The 15,909-nt window shown below is 33.1% G+C and carries 17 protein-coding genes; all 17 read right to left on the bottom strand.

Annotated elements, in window-relative coordinates; all coding sequences use genetic code 11:
• Nucleotides 1-26 precede the first annotated feature (26 nt).
• Nucleotides 27-1,169, bottom strand: a complete 1,143-nt coding sequence (locus tag Ccar_RS06120) for a 1-propanol dehydrogenase PduQ (RefSeq protein ID WP_007059943.1) — start codon at nt 1,167-1,169, stop codon at nt 27-29.
• Nucleotides 1,170-1,264: 95 nt separating this feature from the next.
• The gene (locus tag Ccar_RS06115) at nt 1,265-1,813 is read right to left on the bottom strand and encodes a BMC domain-containing protein (protein WP_007059944.1); all 549 of its coding nucleotides are present in this window, start codon (nt 1,811-1,813) and stop codon (nt 1,265-1,267) included.
• A gap of 14 nt (nt 1,814-1,827) precedes the next feature.
• A complete protein-coding gene (locus Ccar_RS06110; RefSeq protein WP_007059945.1) occupies nt 1,828-3,156 on the bottom strand; it encodes a 4Fe-4S dicluster domain-containing protein in 1,329 nt (442 codons plus the stop codon).
• Nucleotides 3,157-3,531: 375 nt separating this feature from the next.
• Nucleotides 3,532-4,941: an aldehyde dehydrogenase family protein gene (locus Ccar_RS06105; protein WP_007059946.1), complete on the bottom strand. Its 1,410-nt coding sequence runs from the start codon at nt 4,939-4,941 to the stop codon at nt 3,532-3,534.
• Nucleotides 4,925-5,956, bottom strand: coding sequence for a cob(I)yrinic acid a,c-diamide adenosyltransferase (locus tag Ccar_RS06100; protein WP_007059947.1), 1,032 nt, complete (start codon nt 5,954-5,956; stop codon nt 4,925-4,927). Before Ccar_RS06100 ends, Ccar_RS06105 begins: the two co-directional genes overlap by 17 nt.
• An 11-nt stretch (nt 5,957-5,967) precedes the next feature.
• Nucleotides 5,968-6,246, bottom strand: coding sequence for a EutN/CcmL family microcompartment protein (locus Ccar_RS06095; protein ID WP_007059948.1), 279 nt, complete (start codon nt 6,244-6,246; stop codon nt 5,968-5,970).
• 15 nt (nt 6,247-6,261) lie between these two features.
• On the bottom strand, nt 6,262-7,056 hold the full coding sequence (locus Ccar_RS06090; RefSeq protein ID WP_007059949.1) for a flavoprotein: 795 nt from the start codon (nt 7,054-7,056) through the stop codon (nt 6,262-6,264).
• 13 nt (nt 7,057-7,069) lie between these two features.
• On the bottom strand, nt 7,070-7,915 hold the full coding sequence (gene eutJ / locus Ccar_RS06085; protein ID WP_007059950.1) for an ethanolamine utilization protein EutJ: 846 nt from the start codon (nt 7,913-7,915) through the stop codon (nt 7,070-7,072).
• 5 nt (nt 7,916-7,920) lie between these two features.
• Nucleotides 7,921-8,574, bottom strand: coding sequence for a phosphate propanoyltransferase (locus tag Ccar_RS06080; protein ID WP_007059951.1), 654 nt, complete (start codon nt 8,572-8,574; stop codon nt 7,921-7,923).
• Nucleotides 8,575-8,579: 5 nt separating this feature from the next.
• Nucleotides 8,580-9,224, bottom strand: coding sequence for a BMC domain-containing protein (locus Ccar_RS27540; RefSeq protein WP_007059952.1), 645 nt, complete (start codon nt 9,222-9,224; stop codon nt 8,580-8,582).
• 47 nt (nt 9,225-9,271) lie between these two features.
• Nucleotides 9,272-9,709 carry a glycerol dehydratase reactivase beta/small subunit family protein gene (locus Ccar_RS06070; protein WP_007059953.1) on the bottom strand — a complete coding sequence of 146 codons (438 nt, stop codon included), beginning with the start codon at nt 9,707-9,709 and terminating at the stop codon, nt 9,272-9,274.
• Nucleotide 9,710: 1 nt separating this feature from the next.
• Nucleotides 9,711-11,531: a diol dehydratase reactivase subunit alpha gene (locus Ccar_RS06065; protein WP_007059954.1), complete on the bottom strand. Its 1,821-nt coding sequence runs from the start codon at nt 11,529-11,531 to the stop codon at nt 9,711-9,713.
• Between the two features lie 13 nt (nt 11,532-11,544).
• Nucleotides 11,545-12,057, bottom strand: a complete 513-nt coding sequence (locus Ccar_RS06060) for a diol dehydratase small subunit (RefSeq protein WP_007059955.1) — start codon at nt 12,055-12,057, stop codon at nt 11,545-11,547.
• 10 nt (nt 12,058-12,067) lie between these two features.
• Complete coding sequence (locus Ccar_RS06055) at nt 12,068-12,736, bottom strand: propanediol/glycerol family dehydratase medium subunit (protein WP_007059956.1); 669 nt, start codon at nt 12,734-12,736, stop codon at nt 12,068-12,070.
• 15 nt (nt 12,737-12,751) lie between these two features.
• On the bottom strand, nt 12,752-14,416 hold the full coding sequence (locus Ccar_RS06050) for a propanediol/glycerol family dehydratase large subunit (protein WP_007059957.1): 1,665 nt from the start codon (nt 14,414-14,416) through the stop codon (nt 12,752-12,754).
• 18 nt (nt 14,417-14,434) lie between these two features.
• The gene (pduB, locus tag Ccar_RS06045; RefSeq protein WP_179945242.1) at nt 14,435-15,241 is read right to left on the bottom strand and encodes a propanediol utilization microcompartment protein PduB; all 807 of its coding nucleotides are present in this window, start codon (nt 15,239-15,241) and stop codon (nt 14,435-14,437) included.
• Between the two features lie 100 nt (nt 15,242-15,341).
• Nucleotides 15,342-15,623, bottom strand: coding sequence for an ethanolamine utilization microcompartment protein EutM (gene eutM, locus Ccar_RS06040; protein ID WP_007059959.1), 282 nt, complete (start codon nt 15,621-15,623; stop codon nt 15,342-15,344).
• Nucleotides 15,624-15,909 lie beyond the last annotated feature (286 nt).

Below are 15,909 nucleotides of genomic sequence, written 5' to 3'. Positions count from 1 at the left end.
ATTTCCCCCTCATATTTTAATATAATTTACTCACCATAAATTTCTTTAATTAAGTTTACTATATCTTCTTTAGTAGGTATTCTTGGATTAGTTTTTGTACAATTATCTTTTAATGCTGCATCTGCCATATTTTCCAGCTTGTTAAATAGGCTATTTTCATCTATACTTGCTTCTTTTAAATTTTTAGGAATATTTGTTTCTTTACCAAGTATATTTATTGCACAAATAAGGCTATTAACTCCCTCTTCTATTGATGAACATGGTAAACCTAATACTTTAGATAATTCAGCATATCTTTTTGCTGTTTCTGTTTCTTCCTGTGCTTCAAGATTTGCATTAAATTTAATTACATAAGGTAAAACAATTGCATTTGCCCTACCATGAGGAATATGAAAATTTCCTCCTATAGTATGAGCTATACTATGATTTATTCCTAAATTTGCATTTGTAAATGCTATTCCTGCCATGCAAGATGCGTTATGGAGTTTTTCCCTTGCTATCACATTGTTTCCATCTTTATAAGCTTTGAGTAAATATTCAAATACTAATTTTACAGCTTTTTCAGCAAGAGCATCTGTATAATCAGAATTATTTGTGGAAACATAAGCTTCAATAGCATGAGTTAAAACATCCATTGCGGTATCTGCTGTTATTTGTGCAGGTACTGTTTTAACAAAATCTGCATCTATTATAGCTATATCTGGAATCATTTCATCATCAACTAGAGGAAACTTTGCATTTCCCATAGTAATTACTGAAAAAGAAGTAACCTCAGATCCAGTACCACTAGTAGTTGGAATAGCTATAAATAATGGCTTAGAATATTCATCTCCACTGGCATTTAGTATTTTAACAGTAAATAGTATAATGCTTTTTGTAGCATCAATTGAAGAACCACCACCTAATGCAACTATCACATCTGGCTTAAAATTTATCATTTTATTTACTCCTGCAGCAACAGTTGCAATTGGCGGATCTGGTTTTATCTCTGAAAAAATTTCATACTCCACTTTATTAGATTTTAAAATACTAATTATCTTATCTGCAGCACCTGATTTCAGCATAAATGGATCTGTAACTATACACACTTTTTTATTTTTTATATTTTTTAAATATTCTACTGATCCATTATCAAAATAAATTTTAGGCTTAACGCTAAACGTATTCATATAATCCCTTCTTTTTCGTATAATATATAATGTTCTAATAGTACAATAACCACTATAACAGCAAAATTGCCAACAGTTTTAAACTCATTAAGAAGTTACAATAAACTTTGAAGTAATTCTTTTCTTGGAGCAGCTATTACAGCTTTATTTACTAGCATTCCACTTTCAAGAGCAGTATTTGCTCCCACTGTTACAGCATTATTAACTGAACTTATGTCACCAGTAAGTGTTATGAAAGCCTTTCCTCCAATTCCAACTCCTAATCTAACCTCTATTAAATCTACATTTGCTGATTTAACAGCAGCATCAGCAGCAATAATAGCAGACGCAATACTAAAGAATTCTAACACTCCTAAATCTTTTAATTTTTCAACATTATTAGCTGCATTAATTGCAGGAATTACCTGCGGATGCACATTTGGAACTAATAATTTATTAATTACAGATTCTTTTCCTGCAGCTTCTCCACGATTAATAGCTGCTTGAACAGCGCCCACATTTCCTGTAATCAAAATAATATATTTACCCGGACAAACAGTTTTAGCTAAAAGTAAATCTACTTCTGCAGATTTAATCATTTCATCTGCAACTTGTATTCCATGAGCAATACTATTTAATTCTATCAATCCTATAGTTCTTATCATTTTATCACCTCTGCTTAAATAGCTTTTATAGCTATACTATCGCTTATTTCAGAAATTGTACCATTAATACTAGCATGAACATTGGCTCCCATTTTTCCCTCTTCAACTTTTCCTATAAGCTGTCCTTTTTCCACAGTATCTCCAACATTGACAACAGGAATTGTTCCTGCACCTATTCCTTGCCTTAAAGGAATTTTCACTTCAGCAGGATTTATCCCTTCACCTTCCTGCAATCTTTGTTTTCTATATTTATCAAGCTGCAATCTAGCTATTAATCTACCTGTAGGAACTTTTCTATAGTCTCTTAGTATATTAGGTGTAAATGTATTTGTAGTATTCTGCCATTTTACTCCACTTTCTCTTAACATTCCTTTCACATAAACATTGATACGCTTAGGTGATAATCTCATAGGGCAAGCATACATTTCACATACTCCACACTCACAACATATCATTGCTTGCTTAAGTACTTCCTCGTTCTGTTCTTTTAGTGCAATACTTCTCATAATTTTATGGGGATTTATTGGATGTCCTATAAGATTTCTAGGACACATATCCGTACAGAAATGACATTGTATGCAAGCTGACTTAGCTTGATTTTTTATATGTTCAATGGTCATTCGTTCTCTTTGAGCTAAATAATGATCCTCTGGCAGTACTATAATTGCACCATCAGTTTTTGTAATAACTCTACCTTCTATTTGATCCTTTGACATTCTCTTTCCCATCATAGGACCACCCATTATTATTGCATAGTCTTTAGTAAGCACACCACCACATTTTTCTAAAACCTCTTTTACTTTTGTGCCTATAGGTACTTTAACAATGGAAGGTTTAGCTACTTCACCTATAACAGTAACAAATTTATAAGTAACAGCCTTATCCTGCATAGCTTCAAATATATTGAGTATGGTACCAGAATTTGAAACCACAGCTCCAACATTTAGTGGAATTCCCGCTGGTGGTATTGTTCTTCCAGTTACTTCATAGACCAAAACTTGTTCATCTCCTGCTGGATAAAAAGCTCTACTTAAATGAAGTTTTATCTTAGAATTAAATTTTTCTATAGAATTTTTTAATGCTTGTATTTCATCTCTATACTCTTCTTTTAATCCTATTACTAAATGCTTTGCTCCAATAGCTTTACCTATTTCTTCTACTGCTTGTACTATTTCATCGCTTTTATTTCTCATCATATATTTATCTGATTGAAGTAATGGTTCACACTCTAATCCATTTACTATGAAATACTCAACCTTGCAGTTTAACTTAATATGAGTAGGAAAACCAGCTCCACCTGCACCTATAATTCCAGCTTGTTGAATTTTTTCAAGCAAGTCCACAATTACACCTCCCCTTTTAGTTTAAAATTGACAATTATTATTTATTTAACTTTCGTAGTTTAAGAATATTGCAAAGCATTTTTTAGAGGACATTTGACAGAGGACAGAGGACAATGAAGGTGAGTTTTCTTCCTTACGTCGGAAAACTACTTTATTTTAAAGCTTATTTTGCTATTGCAAAAGAATTTTTAAATTTATATAAATCATCAATGTTTCGCTTTAGCGAAACGAGCTATCAAAAATTTGATTAAAGATTTTTCGTAGCGCAGCGTAGAAAAATCATCCTTCATTGTCCTCTGTCAATTGTCCTCTGTCCTCTAAAAAAGTTTTGTATCTTCAAAAGTTAACAAAATACTTTGTCCATAATATACTGTATTACACTATTCTAAATGACTCCGCCATAGTACATCTTCTCTTTCTAGTGAAGGAAACTGCATTAGTTAACCCTTCTCCAGTAGGTCCAGCTATAGTAAAGGTAGTATATCCTTCACCGCCAAAACCAATTCCAGCATAGGATGGTGCATTCTTAACAAATATTGTTGTATCTATTGCTCTAGCCATTTTAGTTAAATTGTCTACATTTTTAGAATGCATAATAGCTGTGTGTCTATTTCCATGTTCATCTTGAACAGCAAGCTTTAATGCTTCTTCGAAATCCTTTGTTTTAACTATAGGAAGAATAGGCATCATAAGTTCTTCTTGAACAAAAGGATGGCTATTTTCTGCTCTATATATTAAGCATTCAACTCCTTCAGCATCATTTTTGCCAATGTTTTGTAATATATATTTAGCATCTTTTCCTACAAAAGCTTTGTTTATAGAATAAGTATTTTTTTCTTTATTATGAACCAATACTAATTCAGCTACTTTAGCAGCTTCCTCATCATTTAATTCATATACTGCTCTATTATTTTTCATTTCTTTTATTAACTCTTCATAAACTGCTTCAACTACTAAAGCTTCTTTTTCTGCTATACAAGGTAAGTTGTTATCAAAAGTACAGCCAGCAATTATATCTCTTGCAGCCTTTTTGATATCTGCTGTTTCATCAACTACTACTGGAGGATTTCCTGCTCCAGCACCTATAGCCTTCCTTCCTGATGAAAGAACCATTTTAACTATTCCAGGTCCACCTGTTGCAACTACCATTCTTATTTTGTCATTTTTCATCATTGAATTTGTACTTTCTATTGATGGCTTTTTAACTGATGTAAGTAAGTTGTCTGGTCCACCTGCTTCTTTTATTGCTTTATTTAATGCTCTAAGCATAGCTAAAGATGATCTAAAAGCTCCTGGATGTGGTGAAAATACAGCAGTATTTCCTCCTGCAAGCATTCCTATTCCATTACATGCAACTGTAGCTGCTGGATTGGTAGATGGTGTAATTGATCCTATAACACCAAAAGCACCATTTTCCACAAGTGTAAGCCCTTTATCCCCTGTAAAAGCTGTGGTCTGTAACACTTCAGTTCCTGGTGTCTTTTCTGCTGTTAACTTCAACTTTAAATATTTATGATCAACTCTGCCCATTCCTGATTCATTAACACAAAGATTTGCTATCTCCATAGCATTATCAATTATTGCTTTTCTCATAGCAGCTATTAATTTTTCACGTTGTTCAATTGTATAGCTTGAGAACTTTTTCTGAGCTTCATATGCTGCCTCTATAGCTTCCTCCATAGTGTCAAATACTCCATCGCTAACTTCTTCTTTTAATTCCTTTTTATTCATTTCCTTTAAAACTTTTTCTATTATAAGTGATAATTCATTACTTTGTAATTCCATTTGTCAAAACCCCCTCAAAAGCTTTTAATCCATATTGTGCAACTTTCATATCCTGTTCAACGGTACCACCACTGACTCCTATTGCACCTATTATTTTTCCATTTATTTTTAGCGGAAATCCTCCACCAAAGGTTATTATTTTTTCAACGTTATTAATTCCATAAAGTTCACCAGTTGGCAATGATGCTTCTCTTAATTCATGAGTTGGAGATTTAAGCGCTGCTGCCGTATATGCCTTTTTCATGGCTATTTCTATACTTGCAAGTAGAGAATCATCCATACGCTCAAGCAATGTAATGTTTCCACTAAAGTCTGTTATGCAAATAACCATAGGTACACCAACTTCATGGGATTTTTCTGCACATTTTTCAGCTATATATTTAGCAGTTTCTCTATCAATAACTGTCATATTAAGCATGGTTTTATTAATCTCTTCTATATGACAATTATCTTCCATTTTGCCACTTTGATTAAACTTTTCTATATTTTCTTTGGTCTTTTCCATTATATCTTTGTAATCAAAATATCTAGCTACAGCATAAAGACCATCAGATAACCTATTAGTATACTTCATTAAATTTTTGCTAACTTCATAGTTATTTTTAAGCTCAGATATACATCTTTCAGCTCTTCTTACAACTGTTCTTGCAATATCAAGATGTGCTGACTCTACAGTTCCTCCAGGTACTATAAATCCATTAAAGGAGGGCTTAAGTCCATCTAGTTTGTCTATAGTTTCTTCAAGAAATGTTATATCCTCATCTTTTATTCTTTCCTTGTAATAATCTGTTCCAAGAGAAGCAAGTTCAGCCCCAACTTCAAAAAGAGTCTTTTGAATTTTCAAAAGTATTTCTGAAAACTCTTTTTCTTTAATATAAGCTCTTGCTACACCTATAGATGAATTTACTTCATCTATAGTTCCATAAGCCCATACTCTTAAATCATGCTTTTCAGCTCTATCTCCACCAACAAGGCTAGTAGTTCCTTTATCTCCAGTTTTGGTGTATATTTTCACTTTATCACCACCTAGCAATCTGAATCCCATTCAACGGAATCAACAATACCCATAATTGAAGCATCTGCAGGTACAACCTTATCTGTAGCATCTAAATATCTTGCACCACTTCCTGTAACTACAATTACAGTTTCGCTAATACCTGCACCTACTGTATCAATTGCAACTATAGGCTCTCCTGATACTTTTCCACTTTCGTCTATCTTTTTAACTATTAGAAGCTTACTTCCAATAAACTTTGGATCTTTTTGTGTAGAGACAACTTTTCCAACAACCTTTCCTAAAAACATAATTACACTCCTTAACTAACAATATTTAACATTAATCTTGTTGTTATATATATAATCTTTTGCTAGAGGAGTTATTAAAGCACCCTCTTTAACACAAATTTCCTTAGACCTATTAACAGCTACTATAATATCCTCTGTTGTCAAAACTCCTGATAATACTTTGCCACTCACAGTAACTTTATTAACTATAGGGGTAACATTTTCTTCTTTCACTATAGTTTTATTTATTGGTTCTATGTTTGGAATAATTTCATTATTAATATTAAAGCTACCATTTATAGCCTTCTTTATACCATCTGCATCAATAAACTTCATTCCAAAGTTAGTAAGTACATCTTGATATCCTAGAACAAACTTATTGTATGCTGGATTTTTGCTAAAACCTAAAGATATATTCTTAGGATTTTGCGGATCAAAACTATCCTTAACAGCAATTACCTCTTTGTTCATCATAAGAGCTTCGGCTATTCCTGTAGTAACTAAGTTATCTTGAATACCTGTAGCACATTTAGCTAAAGTGTTTCTTGTCATCATTGGTACTAATATTATGTCATCTTCTTTTACAGCTTTAGTCAATTCAACTTTGCAGTCTATTAATCTTCCATTTAAATTATTGATGTATTCTTCTGGTATAACTTTTTTAGCTGCTTCTGTCATTACTACGTCATATTGCAGCATTTTCATGGAAGCTAATGTTTCAAATATACTTTTTAAATTTACTGCACCACCAGATACAAATAAAAGAACTCGTTTGTTCATCATATTTATTATCTGTGCAATAATAGGTTTTAGTAAATCTTCAATATCCATTTACTCACCTCTCTTATCTGATACTATTCATAGATATTCCTATTGGTGTTACTAGTAATGGATTATATGGCTTTATAGTTTTAATAACTGTGTATTTTTCAACTACCTTTTCTATATCTTTAAGACAGCAGGTTCCACCTACAAGATAAATGGTTTCCACATCATGCCCTTGTACGTGTCTTAAAACTATATCCGCCATTTTTTCTATTACTGGTCTAACTACAGGAAACACAGTATTATAATTATCAGGATTAACTTTAAATTTTTCAGCCTCTTCATATTCTATTCCCAGGCTTCCAGCTACTACTAAACTTAAATGGTGTCCTCCTGTAGGCTCATCTGCTGAATAAACTACTTCACCATTTTTTAATATGGATATTCCAGTAGTACCTCCACCTACATCCACTACTGCACCATCTTTTATTTTTAAAACTTCAGATGCAGCAGTAGGTTCATCAATTACATTAGTCACAATGAAATCCGCTGCTTCTACTACATTTTGAATAACCTTAACATTACCCTTGCTTATTCCCGGTGGTATAGCTGTAGCAGCATAATCCAAAGTTCTGTTCAAAGTTTTTTCCAGCTTACTTTTTAATTCTCTAACTATTGTAACAGCCTTTAGATATTCAACTACTATTCCATCCTTTACAACGCTTGCAGGATAAATTTCTCCAGCTACTGGTACATTATTTTTATCTAATACGGTTATAACAATATTTGAAGTACCTAAATCAACTCCTACTTTAATTTCTTCCTTTTCATCTATTTCACTAGGTTTTGAAATAGTATCCTCCATTTGTTTAATAAACATATTGGCTCTATTTAGTATATCCTCTGTACTAGTGTTTCCTACCATATCCATCACCTGCTTCTACTCATTATCCTAATAAATTCATTATTTTTTAATTCTGCTGAATTAGCTTCATCCGTATCTAAATGCATTTCTAGAGCTGATGCTTCACTAACTCTAATAAGTACATTTTTAAATATTAATCCCTTATCTCCAGCAGTTTCTACATTTACAAGATCTCCATCTTTTACTCCATAAGCTTTGGCTTGTTCTGCAACCATGTGAATATGTCTTTTAGCACAAATAACCTTATTGTTAAAAGTCAACATACCCTTTGGCCCAATAACACAAAGACTTGCTGAGTTTTCCAAATCTCCAGAGTTTCTAACTGGTGGCTTTATTCCTAACGCAAAGGCATCTGTTCTAGATATTTCAATTTGGCTGTATTTTCTTACAGGACCTAAAATTCTTACCTTCTGGAAAGAACCTTTAGGTCCTGCAATAGTTACTGTCTCATTGGCAGCAAATTGTCCTGGCTGCTTTACTTTACCTTTTATTGTAAGTTCATACCCCTTACCAAATAAGCATTCTAAATCTTCTTGAGTAACATGAATATGTCTATTAGATATACCTACAGGTATTGAAAAATCTCTATTTTTTATTTCACTCTTTGTCACAATATCTAATACTATATCTTTTATTAGATTTTCATTTATATCTATCATTCCTATCACCTTCTATTACCTTTATAGTTAATACATAAAGTTTTTGGCTGCCCTTTTTTTCTTGTACAAGCAGGATCATGACATATGTTGCACACCTCATTATTTTCCTGTTCATTTAAATAACTATCATTATGTGTGGATTCTTTATCCTGCTCCTTCTCATTACTAACTTTTTCTTCTTGAAAAACTTCAGGTGACCTTGGACTATCTAAACTGGCATCATTATCTTCTACCTTTTCTTCTGTTTCAACATTAGTACTATCTTCCACTTTATCTTCAATCTTTTCTTCCATATCAACTGTATTTTCTAATTTATTTTCTTCCTCAATAGTATCCTTTATTTCAGCTTCTTTAGCTTTAATACCTATAGTTTCCTCAGATTCAATAATTCCCTCTATATTTTCAGCTGGTCTTGGTATTATAAGTGTTGCATACACCTGATTAATTTTAGCTGCACTAACTTTTGCTGCTTCAATAGCAGCTTTCACTGCTCCTACATTTCCTCTTATTTTAATAGTTACAAGCCCAGATCCTTTAGTAAGTTCATACCCTATTAATTCCACATTGGCCGATTTAACACAAGTATCTGCTGCCTGTATTGCTGCAGCCATTCCAACGGTTTCAATAACACCGAGGGCTTCTTTATTCATTAAAACCCCTCCTTAAAAATTCAACTTAATCATACTTCCAATTTTTCTCAGGTAATTTTTATATTTAATTTATCAATAACAGAAATAACTGATGCTCTAATTTTCTCTATCAATTCCATATTAACTGATTCTATGTTTTTGAAAGGCATTGTCTTATAAAGTCTTGCTGCATTACATCCAATTATTCTTGCTTTTTCTTTCTCATACAAATTTAATTTCATATCAATAAGAGGCTTTTCTTCCTTAAGCTTGTTATAGTGAAGTACTATTCTATCCTCCATAACTCCAATAGCTATACCCATCCTGGATTCCTGTGCTTTAACATAAACTTCTCTCAAAATACTGTCTTCACTAAGGCTCATATTTTTTACACTGTAAGGAATGCCTTCTTCTTCTATTCCAGCAAGAATTTCTTTTAGAAGAGCTTCTTTGAAATTTTTTACACATACAAAAATGCAAGGCATTTCTAAATTATTAGCTATCATTTTAATTACCTCTCAAGCTATTGTAATGAGATATTACAAGTCCAGTTGCAACTGCATTTCTAGGTCCTTGATTTCCTCTTATGTTACCACTTCCACACACAACACCATAATGAGATAATTCATCAGAAATTATTTCAGGAATTTCAAAATCCAATGCAGATCCACCTACTAGTACAACAAAGTCAATACTTCTCAAATCATTATTAGGTGCAACATCTTTTAGTGCTCTAATAACATTAGTTACAAAGACCTTTCTTTTTGCTTCTCTTCTAACCATTTTTATCTTTTCTAATGCATGCTTAGTTGGAATAGGAACCATTTCTTCATTTTTAACTATTATATTCCTTGCAAATAGGGATGCATCTAAAGGCTGCTGAAAGAAACATACACTTCCATCTTCATATCTTATGTTAAAAAGACTTTCTACTTTAGCTAAAGGATGTTTCTTTATATCCTCTGCTAAATTATAATCTTCCAGTCCTAATTCAGATTTTATAAGCATTGTAACCATTTCTCCAGCACCAGCATGATGAATTGATTTTACAATTCCTTCTTTGCTTATATATGCAGAATCCGTTGAACCTCCTCCAATGTCCAATATAACAAGAGGTTTATCTGTTCCTGGAGTTGTAAGCGCTCCAAGTACTGCCATATTTGCTTCTACTCCACCAATTAAAACTTTTACTCCAGTTTCATCTTGCAGTTTTTTAGCAATAGTCTCCATTGGAAGCTTACTTGTCTTTACCATAGCTGCAAGAGCTACAGCATTTTCTAGTGCAAATTCTTCAGCTAGACCACCTTGAACCTTTTGAGGTATAAATGTATCTACAGCCAAAATATCTTGAATCTTTACATCTTCTATATTTTGTGCTGTTAACTCTCCCATTATCTGTCTTACTCGTTCAATCATGCCGCCTACATTTGTACCTGACTCTCCAGTTACATCCTTTAAAGGCCACACTTCACTTAAACTTTCCATTATTGCACTGGAACCTTGTTCTATCCCAATCTTATTTTGTTTTGTTCCCATTAGAATTAGTTTTCCAGCAGGTATAACTCTCTCCTTTACATCCCCTTCTGGGGTTCTTATGACAACAGCTGACCTGTTGCCAATAAGAGCCCTTGAAATTGGGATTATATGTTTTGTTTCTCCAGGTGAAAGTTTAAATACAGTAGCAAGTCCATAAGGATTAGATAACACCTTTATAGTTTTTCCAGATGCCGCTACTTCAACTGCTGCAAGCATTCCCATAGGAACTTTATCAATATAAGCCACTTCATCTACAATAGGTATTTTCTTGTCCAGCCTATTTGATATTATTACTCCATCATCTGCTTGTACCACTGCCCCAGTAATTTCAACATTTCTCTTAAATGCTTCATTTAATTTCTTAGCTGCAGTTTCAAAATCCACTGATTTAGGAATTATACATATTACTTCTTCATTTGCATGAAGGTATTCTAGTTCATCAAGGAAAACCGTTTTACCAGTACCTACTCCTAGGCCTCCTGGTGTATCAGGGTTATGACCTATCATAGTAGATTCTGTAATTATAGTTTCCGTTATAGTTTCCATGGCTACATCACCAATAACTGGAGTCGCTTCATTTATACATATAGTGTGCAATTTTTCTACGGGGGTACCTATATTATTACAAGCTTCTTTCAAAGCAAGAAGCACTCCTGCCACATTATCAGTGGTCCCTTTAATTCCTGTGGTCTTAACCATACTGCTAGTCACAAATTTTAAATCAGCATCAAAATCAGCAATGGCAACTTCAGTGGTAGAATTTCCTATGTCAACTCCTGCTACAAGTTTCACTTGTATCACCTACCTAAACTTTTAGTCTATTTCTCTTTTCATATACTTCACAAGCTTCTCTAACAAGTGCAGCACTTATTTTTGCATTATATTTATTTTCTAATTCATCTGCTATATCAAGTAATTCCTGCTTTGTTGATCTATAAGGTCTTAATGCATTATAGATTTCAAGAACTCTATCATCTGGAACTGCTGTTAACTCTGCAGCTCTTCTAAGATTTTTTGCAAATGCATGTCTTCCTATAGATTCTGCTATTTCAGCTTGATATATAAGAACTTCTGGAGTTATTTTTATATCTTCTGCAGATACACTTCCATTTAATACACTTTCAATATTTATATCATTTAAGGTTTTACCACTTTTAGTTCTTATTAAATCGCTTCTCTTTTGAGCTAAAGGATAATCATTTTTAGTCAAGCTTCCAGAGGAATTTTTTTCGCATTTTTCTGCAGACTTATCTCCGCTAGTTGTCATATTTTTTAAAACTTCATTGATTATTTGTTCTAATAAAGCGTTATTTTCCATAACTTCACCCCTATTCGAAAATTACTTTTAATTCTATAGGCTTAGCATGTGGTACTACATGTTCTGTTTCTTTTATATGGAGTATTGCTGCTTTAGCCTGATATTTTGGTCTTGCCATTTGATCATTTCTAACTGGAACTGGGTCTGGTGATTCTCCCTTAGCATATTTAGCAGCATTTTTACCTATAGCTCTGAAAGTTTCTCTATCTATTAATGGTGCTTGTGAAAATAATTCAAGGTTATTTAATGGTTGTAAATCTTTTTGATGTATAACTGTAGTTCCCTTAGATTGTATTCCTATGCCTATACCTGATCCACTTATTTTAGCAGCATCATTAGCCATAAAAGATACATCTGATGTACGTAAAGCTCTTACTACTCTTGGAGTAATTCCTTCTTCTTCTATACCTGCTAAAATTTCTCTTAATACTTCATCATGAGGTATTCCAACTATAGTTTCAGTTTGAGTTTTTCCAAAAGCTGCACCTAATGCTATAACAACCTCATCGCTTCTTTTTCCAATTTCAGCTGTACCAACTTCCTCTAATCTCATCTTACCGACTCTTGCAGGTACAGTGCTAGATTTAACACTATTTGAACTTATACCTTCTGTTAATTTACTTAAAACCTGTTTGGTTATTAGCTCTATTAGTTCTTCATTAGATACTGAATTTACCATATATAAATCACTCCCCTACATTTTATCAGGATCTAAAGCGTTAGTTATATTTTTAATTTTTTCCCATTTTTCGCCTTCAAGTCTATATCCTGTTCCAGGTCCCATGTAATCATTAATATCATTAACTGCACTTATAACATTGTAATTTTCATCAAAAATAGCTGATGCATGAAGGTAGTCTCCTACTATTCTTTGTTTCAACAGATTAAGAAGTCTTTCAGAAATTTCTTGGAATCCACCTTTGTGAAGAGCTTTAACGATATCAAGTCCTGTTACTCCACGAGTTAATAACTCTTGAGCTGCTTTTAAATCCTCTACAACATTTCTAGCTGGCATATCTTTACTACCATGAGCATAAGTTGCTGCTTCAACTTCCTCATCAGTAATAGCAGGTAAGCCTAATTCTCTAAATACTGCTTGAATTGCTTTTGCTGCCTTATTTCTAATAGCTACTACATCTTCTTCTTTAACTGGAACAAGACCTGCATCAATTTTTAAGTCTCTTTCCATGATTACCCAATCATCATAGTCTTCAGCATCCCAGTTTGAACCAGCAAACATGTTATCATAGTTTGGTGTACAGCTGTATCCTGAACATATAAAGTCAGTTCCTGGTAAGAATTGCATCATAGTTCTTGCAGTTCTTCTTATATCAGAATGAGTGAATGTCTGGTCATTACTTGAAGCAACTTCCAAATCTAACATTGTAGTGATAAGATTTTCTCCAAGTACGGCTCTTATTCCGCCTGGTACTGCTGCTGGAACACCTATACAGCTAACTGAACCATTTTGTAATCCTTGAGATCCTGCACCTTTAGTTATCATTATGCATCTTGCTTCTAAGTAAAGCATAGATTTTCCTTCTGCATATCCCATTTGAACTTCTGATCCAGTACCAGATGTAAATCTCATCTTAAGACCACGAGATGCATAAGCTGATGCCAAGAATGCTTTTGAATAAGGAGTATCATCACCATCAACAAACACGTCCTCAGTTCCATAAACAGATATAGTTTCTGCATAAGCAGTATATCCAAGCATACCTAACTTAAGTTCTGTAGCTTCTTCTAATGAACATTGAGTTAATATTCCTGGTCTACCAACCTGTCCCCCTACTAAAAGTGATAAAGCATTAAAAGGAGCATATCTTACTATACCTACTGTTGTTTCCATTTCATCAAAGCCTCTTAAAGCTGATTCAGCAGCATCTGCGGCAATTTGAACTGGATTATCACGTAAGTTAGTAACGTGACATTGATTTGATGGAGTTCTTCTAGCTCTCATTTTTTGAACAGCCATCATCATTTCAACTACATTTAATTTGTCAACTACTTCAACAAGCTTTGCAGGTGTTAAAGCAGTAGTTATTTTAATTATTTCATCTCTTGAAACATTTATATCTGTTAACATTCTAGCTATGGATAAAGAATCCATTGCCATAGCCTTTTCAGCATTTTCTATATTAATAGCATGATTAGCTAAGAAACTATCAATAAAGTCAAAATCTTCTCTCTTTTTTCCATCCATTTCAACTATTTTTCCATTTTCCACTTTAATACTTGGAATTGGATCACTTGGACTTCCTATAGCTATAAGCCCTACTTCTGGCCATTCTTTAACGAATCCATCATTATGAACTGGTCTGTTTTCTAATATTTCAAATCTTTTAGATCTTTTCATTTATAACATCACCCCCTGTTAAATATATGGTTGAGTAGTTGACTTAGGTTCATCTCCCATATTTCCTAATAAGGATATACCAACTTCTCTAGCTGCAATTACTGACTGCCTAACAGCACCTGAATCTCCTGTAATTGTTATTATAACTTCATTTGAATGTGCTGTACCTGCTCCTGGACTAGCGTAAGTTACCATTTCAACATTTGCAGTTTTCATAGCTGTATCTGCCATTACTACACCAATACCTGCTGGAGCACCAACAATTACTCCAAAAGCCTTTCCAAGTGGAGCGCCAAATGCTTTTTCTAATGCCAAGCTTGCTCTTGCTGTATATTGAAGTTCTATATGTCCAGCATCATTTCCATAAACATCTCCAAAAGTTCTGTCTAATTCTTTAAGAGCAACTTCTACTGCTCTTCTTGCATCAGATACATCTTCTGCAGCTAGGATTATTAATGAACCATGTCCAGCTCCGCCCTTTGTATCTCTTGCCATTTCGATAGTTACTACTTCTGTATTAGTAGCTTTTACAGCTTCATCTGCTGCCATAATATGAGGACCAGCCCCTGTTCTTGCACTAATTATTCCTATAGAACGATATTTTTTATCTAATCCCATTTTTTCATGAAGAAAATAATCTACATTAGCTATAACTAAACCAATGGTATCTCCCAATTCTGTTGTTCCTACAAATTCCGTTATTGCTGATGGTGCACTCATAGATAATACCTCCCTTTTTTCTTCTACCACATTTTCTTTTTCATTTACTTGTACAGCTTCTTTATCAAGTATCTTTTGTGCTGCACTTTCAATAATTTTACTCATTTGTTCTTTATCTAAACTCTGCAAATTTATCCTATTCCCTAATTCCAATAAAACCTTTTCAATCAACGCGTTATCCATAAACTTTTACCTCGCATCTTTTCTATTCAGATAATTTAGGTAATATTTTTTCTACATCTGTATGTGGTCTTGGAATAACGTGTATAGATACAACTTCGCCAATTCTCTTAGCTGATGCAGCACCTGCGTCAGTAGCTGCTTTTACTGCTCCTACATCTCCTCTAACCATAACAGTTACAAGCCCTGATCCTATTTTTTCATATCCTACTAATGCAACGTTTGCAGCTTTAACCATTGAATCAGCAGCTTCAATTGCTGCAACTAAACCTTTTGTTTCTATCATTCCCAATGCTTCTTGTCCCATAAATATACCTCCTAAAAATATTAAAATAATTTTATTTGTTGTTATGGTTATATTTTATATTAATACACTCAACAATTTTTATAATATTTAGACTACTTTATTGTCAAAATCAACTTCTTGAAATTGTACTTTTTGTACCTGCTTATGTATTTTTTCGACATCAGCTAATATAATCACTCCAAAAAAATAATATTTTTCCTAATTAATACTAATTGCTAATTGCTTTTTGTATGCATTTATAAGTATAATAAAATCTATATAATAAGTTTTTTTGCAATTCTAACTT

This window comes from Clostridium carboxidivorans P7, assembly GCF_001038625.1.
GTDB lineage: Bacteria > Bacillota > Clostridia > Clostridiales > Clostridiaceae > Clostridium_AM > Clostridium_AM carboxidivorans.
This window is presented reverse-complemented; position numbering and strand designations above follow the sequence as displayed.

What these genes read in the sequence shown, in the direction of transcription:
- Ccar_RS06090 (WP_007059949.1), bottom strand. Translation starts at nt 7,056, where the DNA reads ATGGATATTGAAGATTTACTAAAACCTATTATTGCACAGATAATAAAT.
- pduB (WP_179945242.1), bottom strand. Translation starts at nt 15,241, where the DNA reads ATGAGTAAAATTATTGAAAGTGCAGCACAAAAGATACTTGATAAAGAA.
- Ccar_RS27540 (WP_007059952.1), bottom strand. Translation starts at nt 9,224, where the DNA reads ATGAATAAAGAAGCCCTCGGTGTTATTGAAACCGTTGGAATGGCTGCA.
- Ccar_RS06080 (WP_007059951.1), bottom strand. Translation starts at nt 8,574, where the DNA reads ATGATAGATATAAATGAAAATCTAATAAAAGATATAGTATTAGATATT.
- Ccar_RS06070 (WP_007059953.1), bottom strand. Translation starts at nt 9,709, where the DNA reads ATGATAGCTAATAATTTAGAAATGCCTTGCATTTTTGTATGTGTAAAA.
- eutJ (WP_007059950.1), bottom strand. Translation starts at nt 7,915, where the DNA reads ATGGTAGGAAACACTAGTACAGAGGATATACTAAATAGAGCCAATATG.
- Ccar_RS06095 (WP_007059948.1), bottom strand. Translation starts at nt 6,246, where the DNA reads ATGTTTTTAGGAAAGGTTGTTGGAAAAGTTGTCTCTACACAAAAAGAT.
- eutM (WP_007059959.1), bottom strand. Translation starts at nt 15,623, where the DNA reads ATGGGACAAGAAGCATTGGGAATGATAGAAACAAAAGGTTTAGTTGCA.
- Ccar_RS06050 (WP_007059957.1), bottom strand. Translation starts at nt 14,416, where the DNA reads ATGAAAAGATCTAAAAGATTTGAAATATTAGAAAACAGACCAGTTCAT.
- Ccar_RS06105 (WP_007059946.1), bottom strand. Translation starts at nt 4,941, where the DNA reads ATGGAATTACAAAGTAATGAATTATCACTTATAATAGAAAAAGTTTTA.
- Ccar_RS06120 (WP_007059943.1), bottom strand. Translation starts at nt 1,169, where the DNA reads ATGAATACGTTTAGCGTTAAGCCTAAAATTTATTTTGATAATGGATCA.
- Ccar_RS06115 (WP_007059944.1), bottom strand. Translation starts at nt 1,813, where the DNA reads ATGATAAGAACTATAGGATTGATAGAATTAAATAGTATTGCTCATGGA.
- Ccar_RS06055 (WP_007059956.1), bottom strand. Translation starts at nt 12,736, where the DNA reads ATGGTAAATTCAGTATCTAATGAAGAACTAATAGAGCTAATAACCAAA.
- Ccar_RS06060 (WP_007059955.1), bottom strand. Translation starts at nt 12,057, where the DNA reads ATGGAAAATAACGCTTTATTAGAACAAATAATCAATGAAGTTTTAAAA.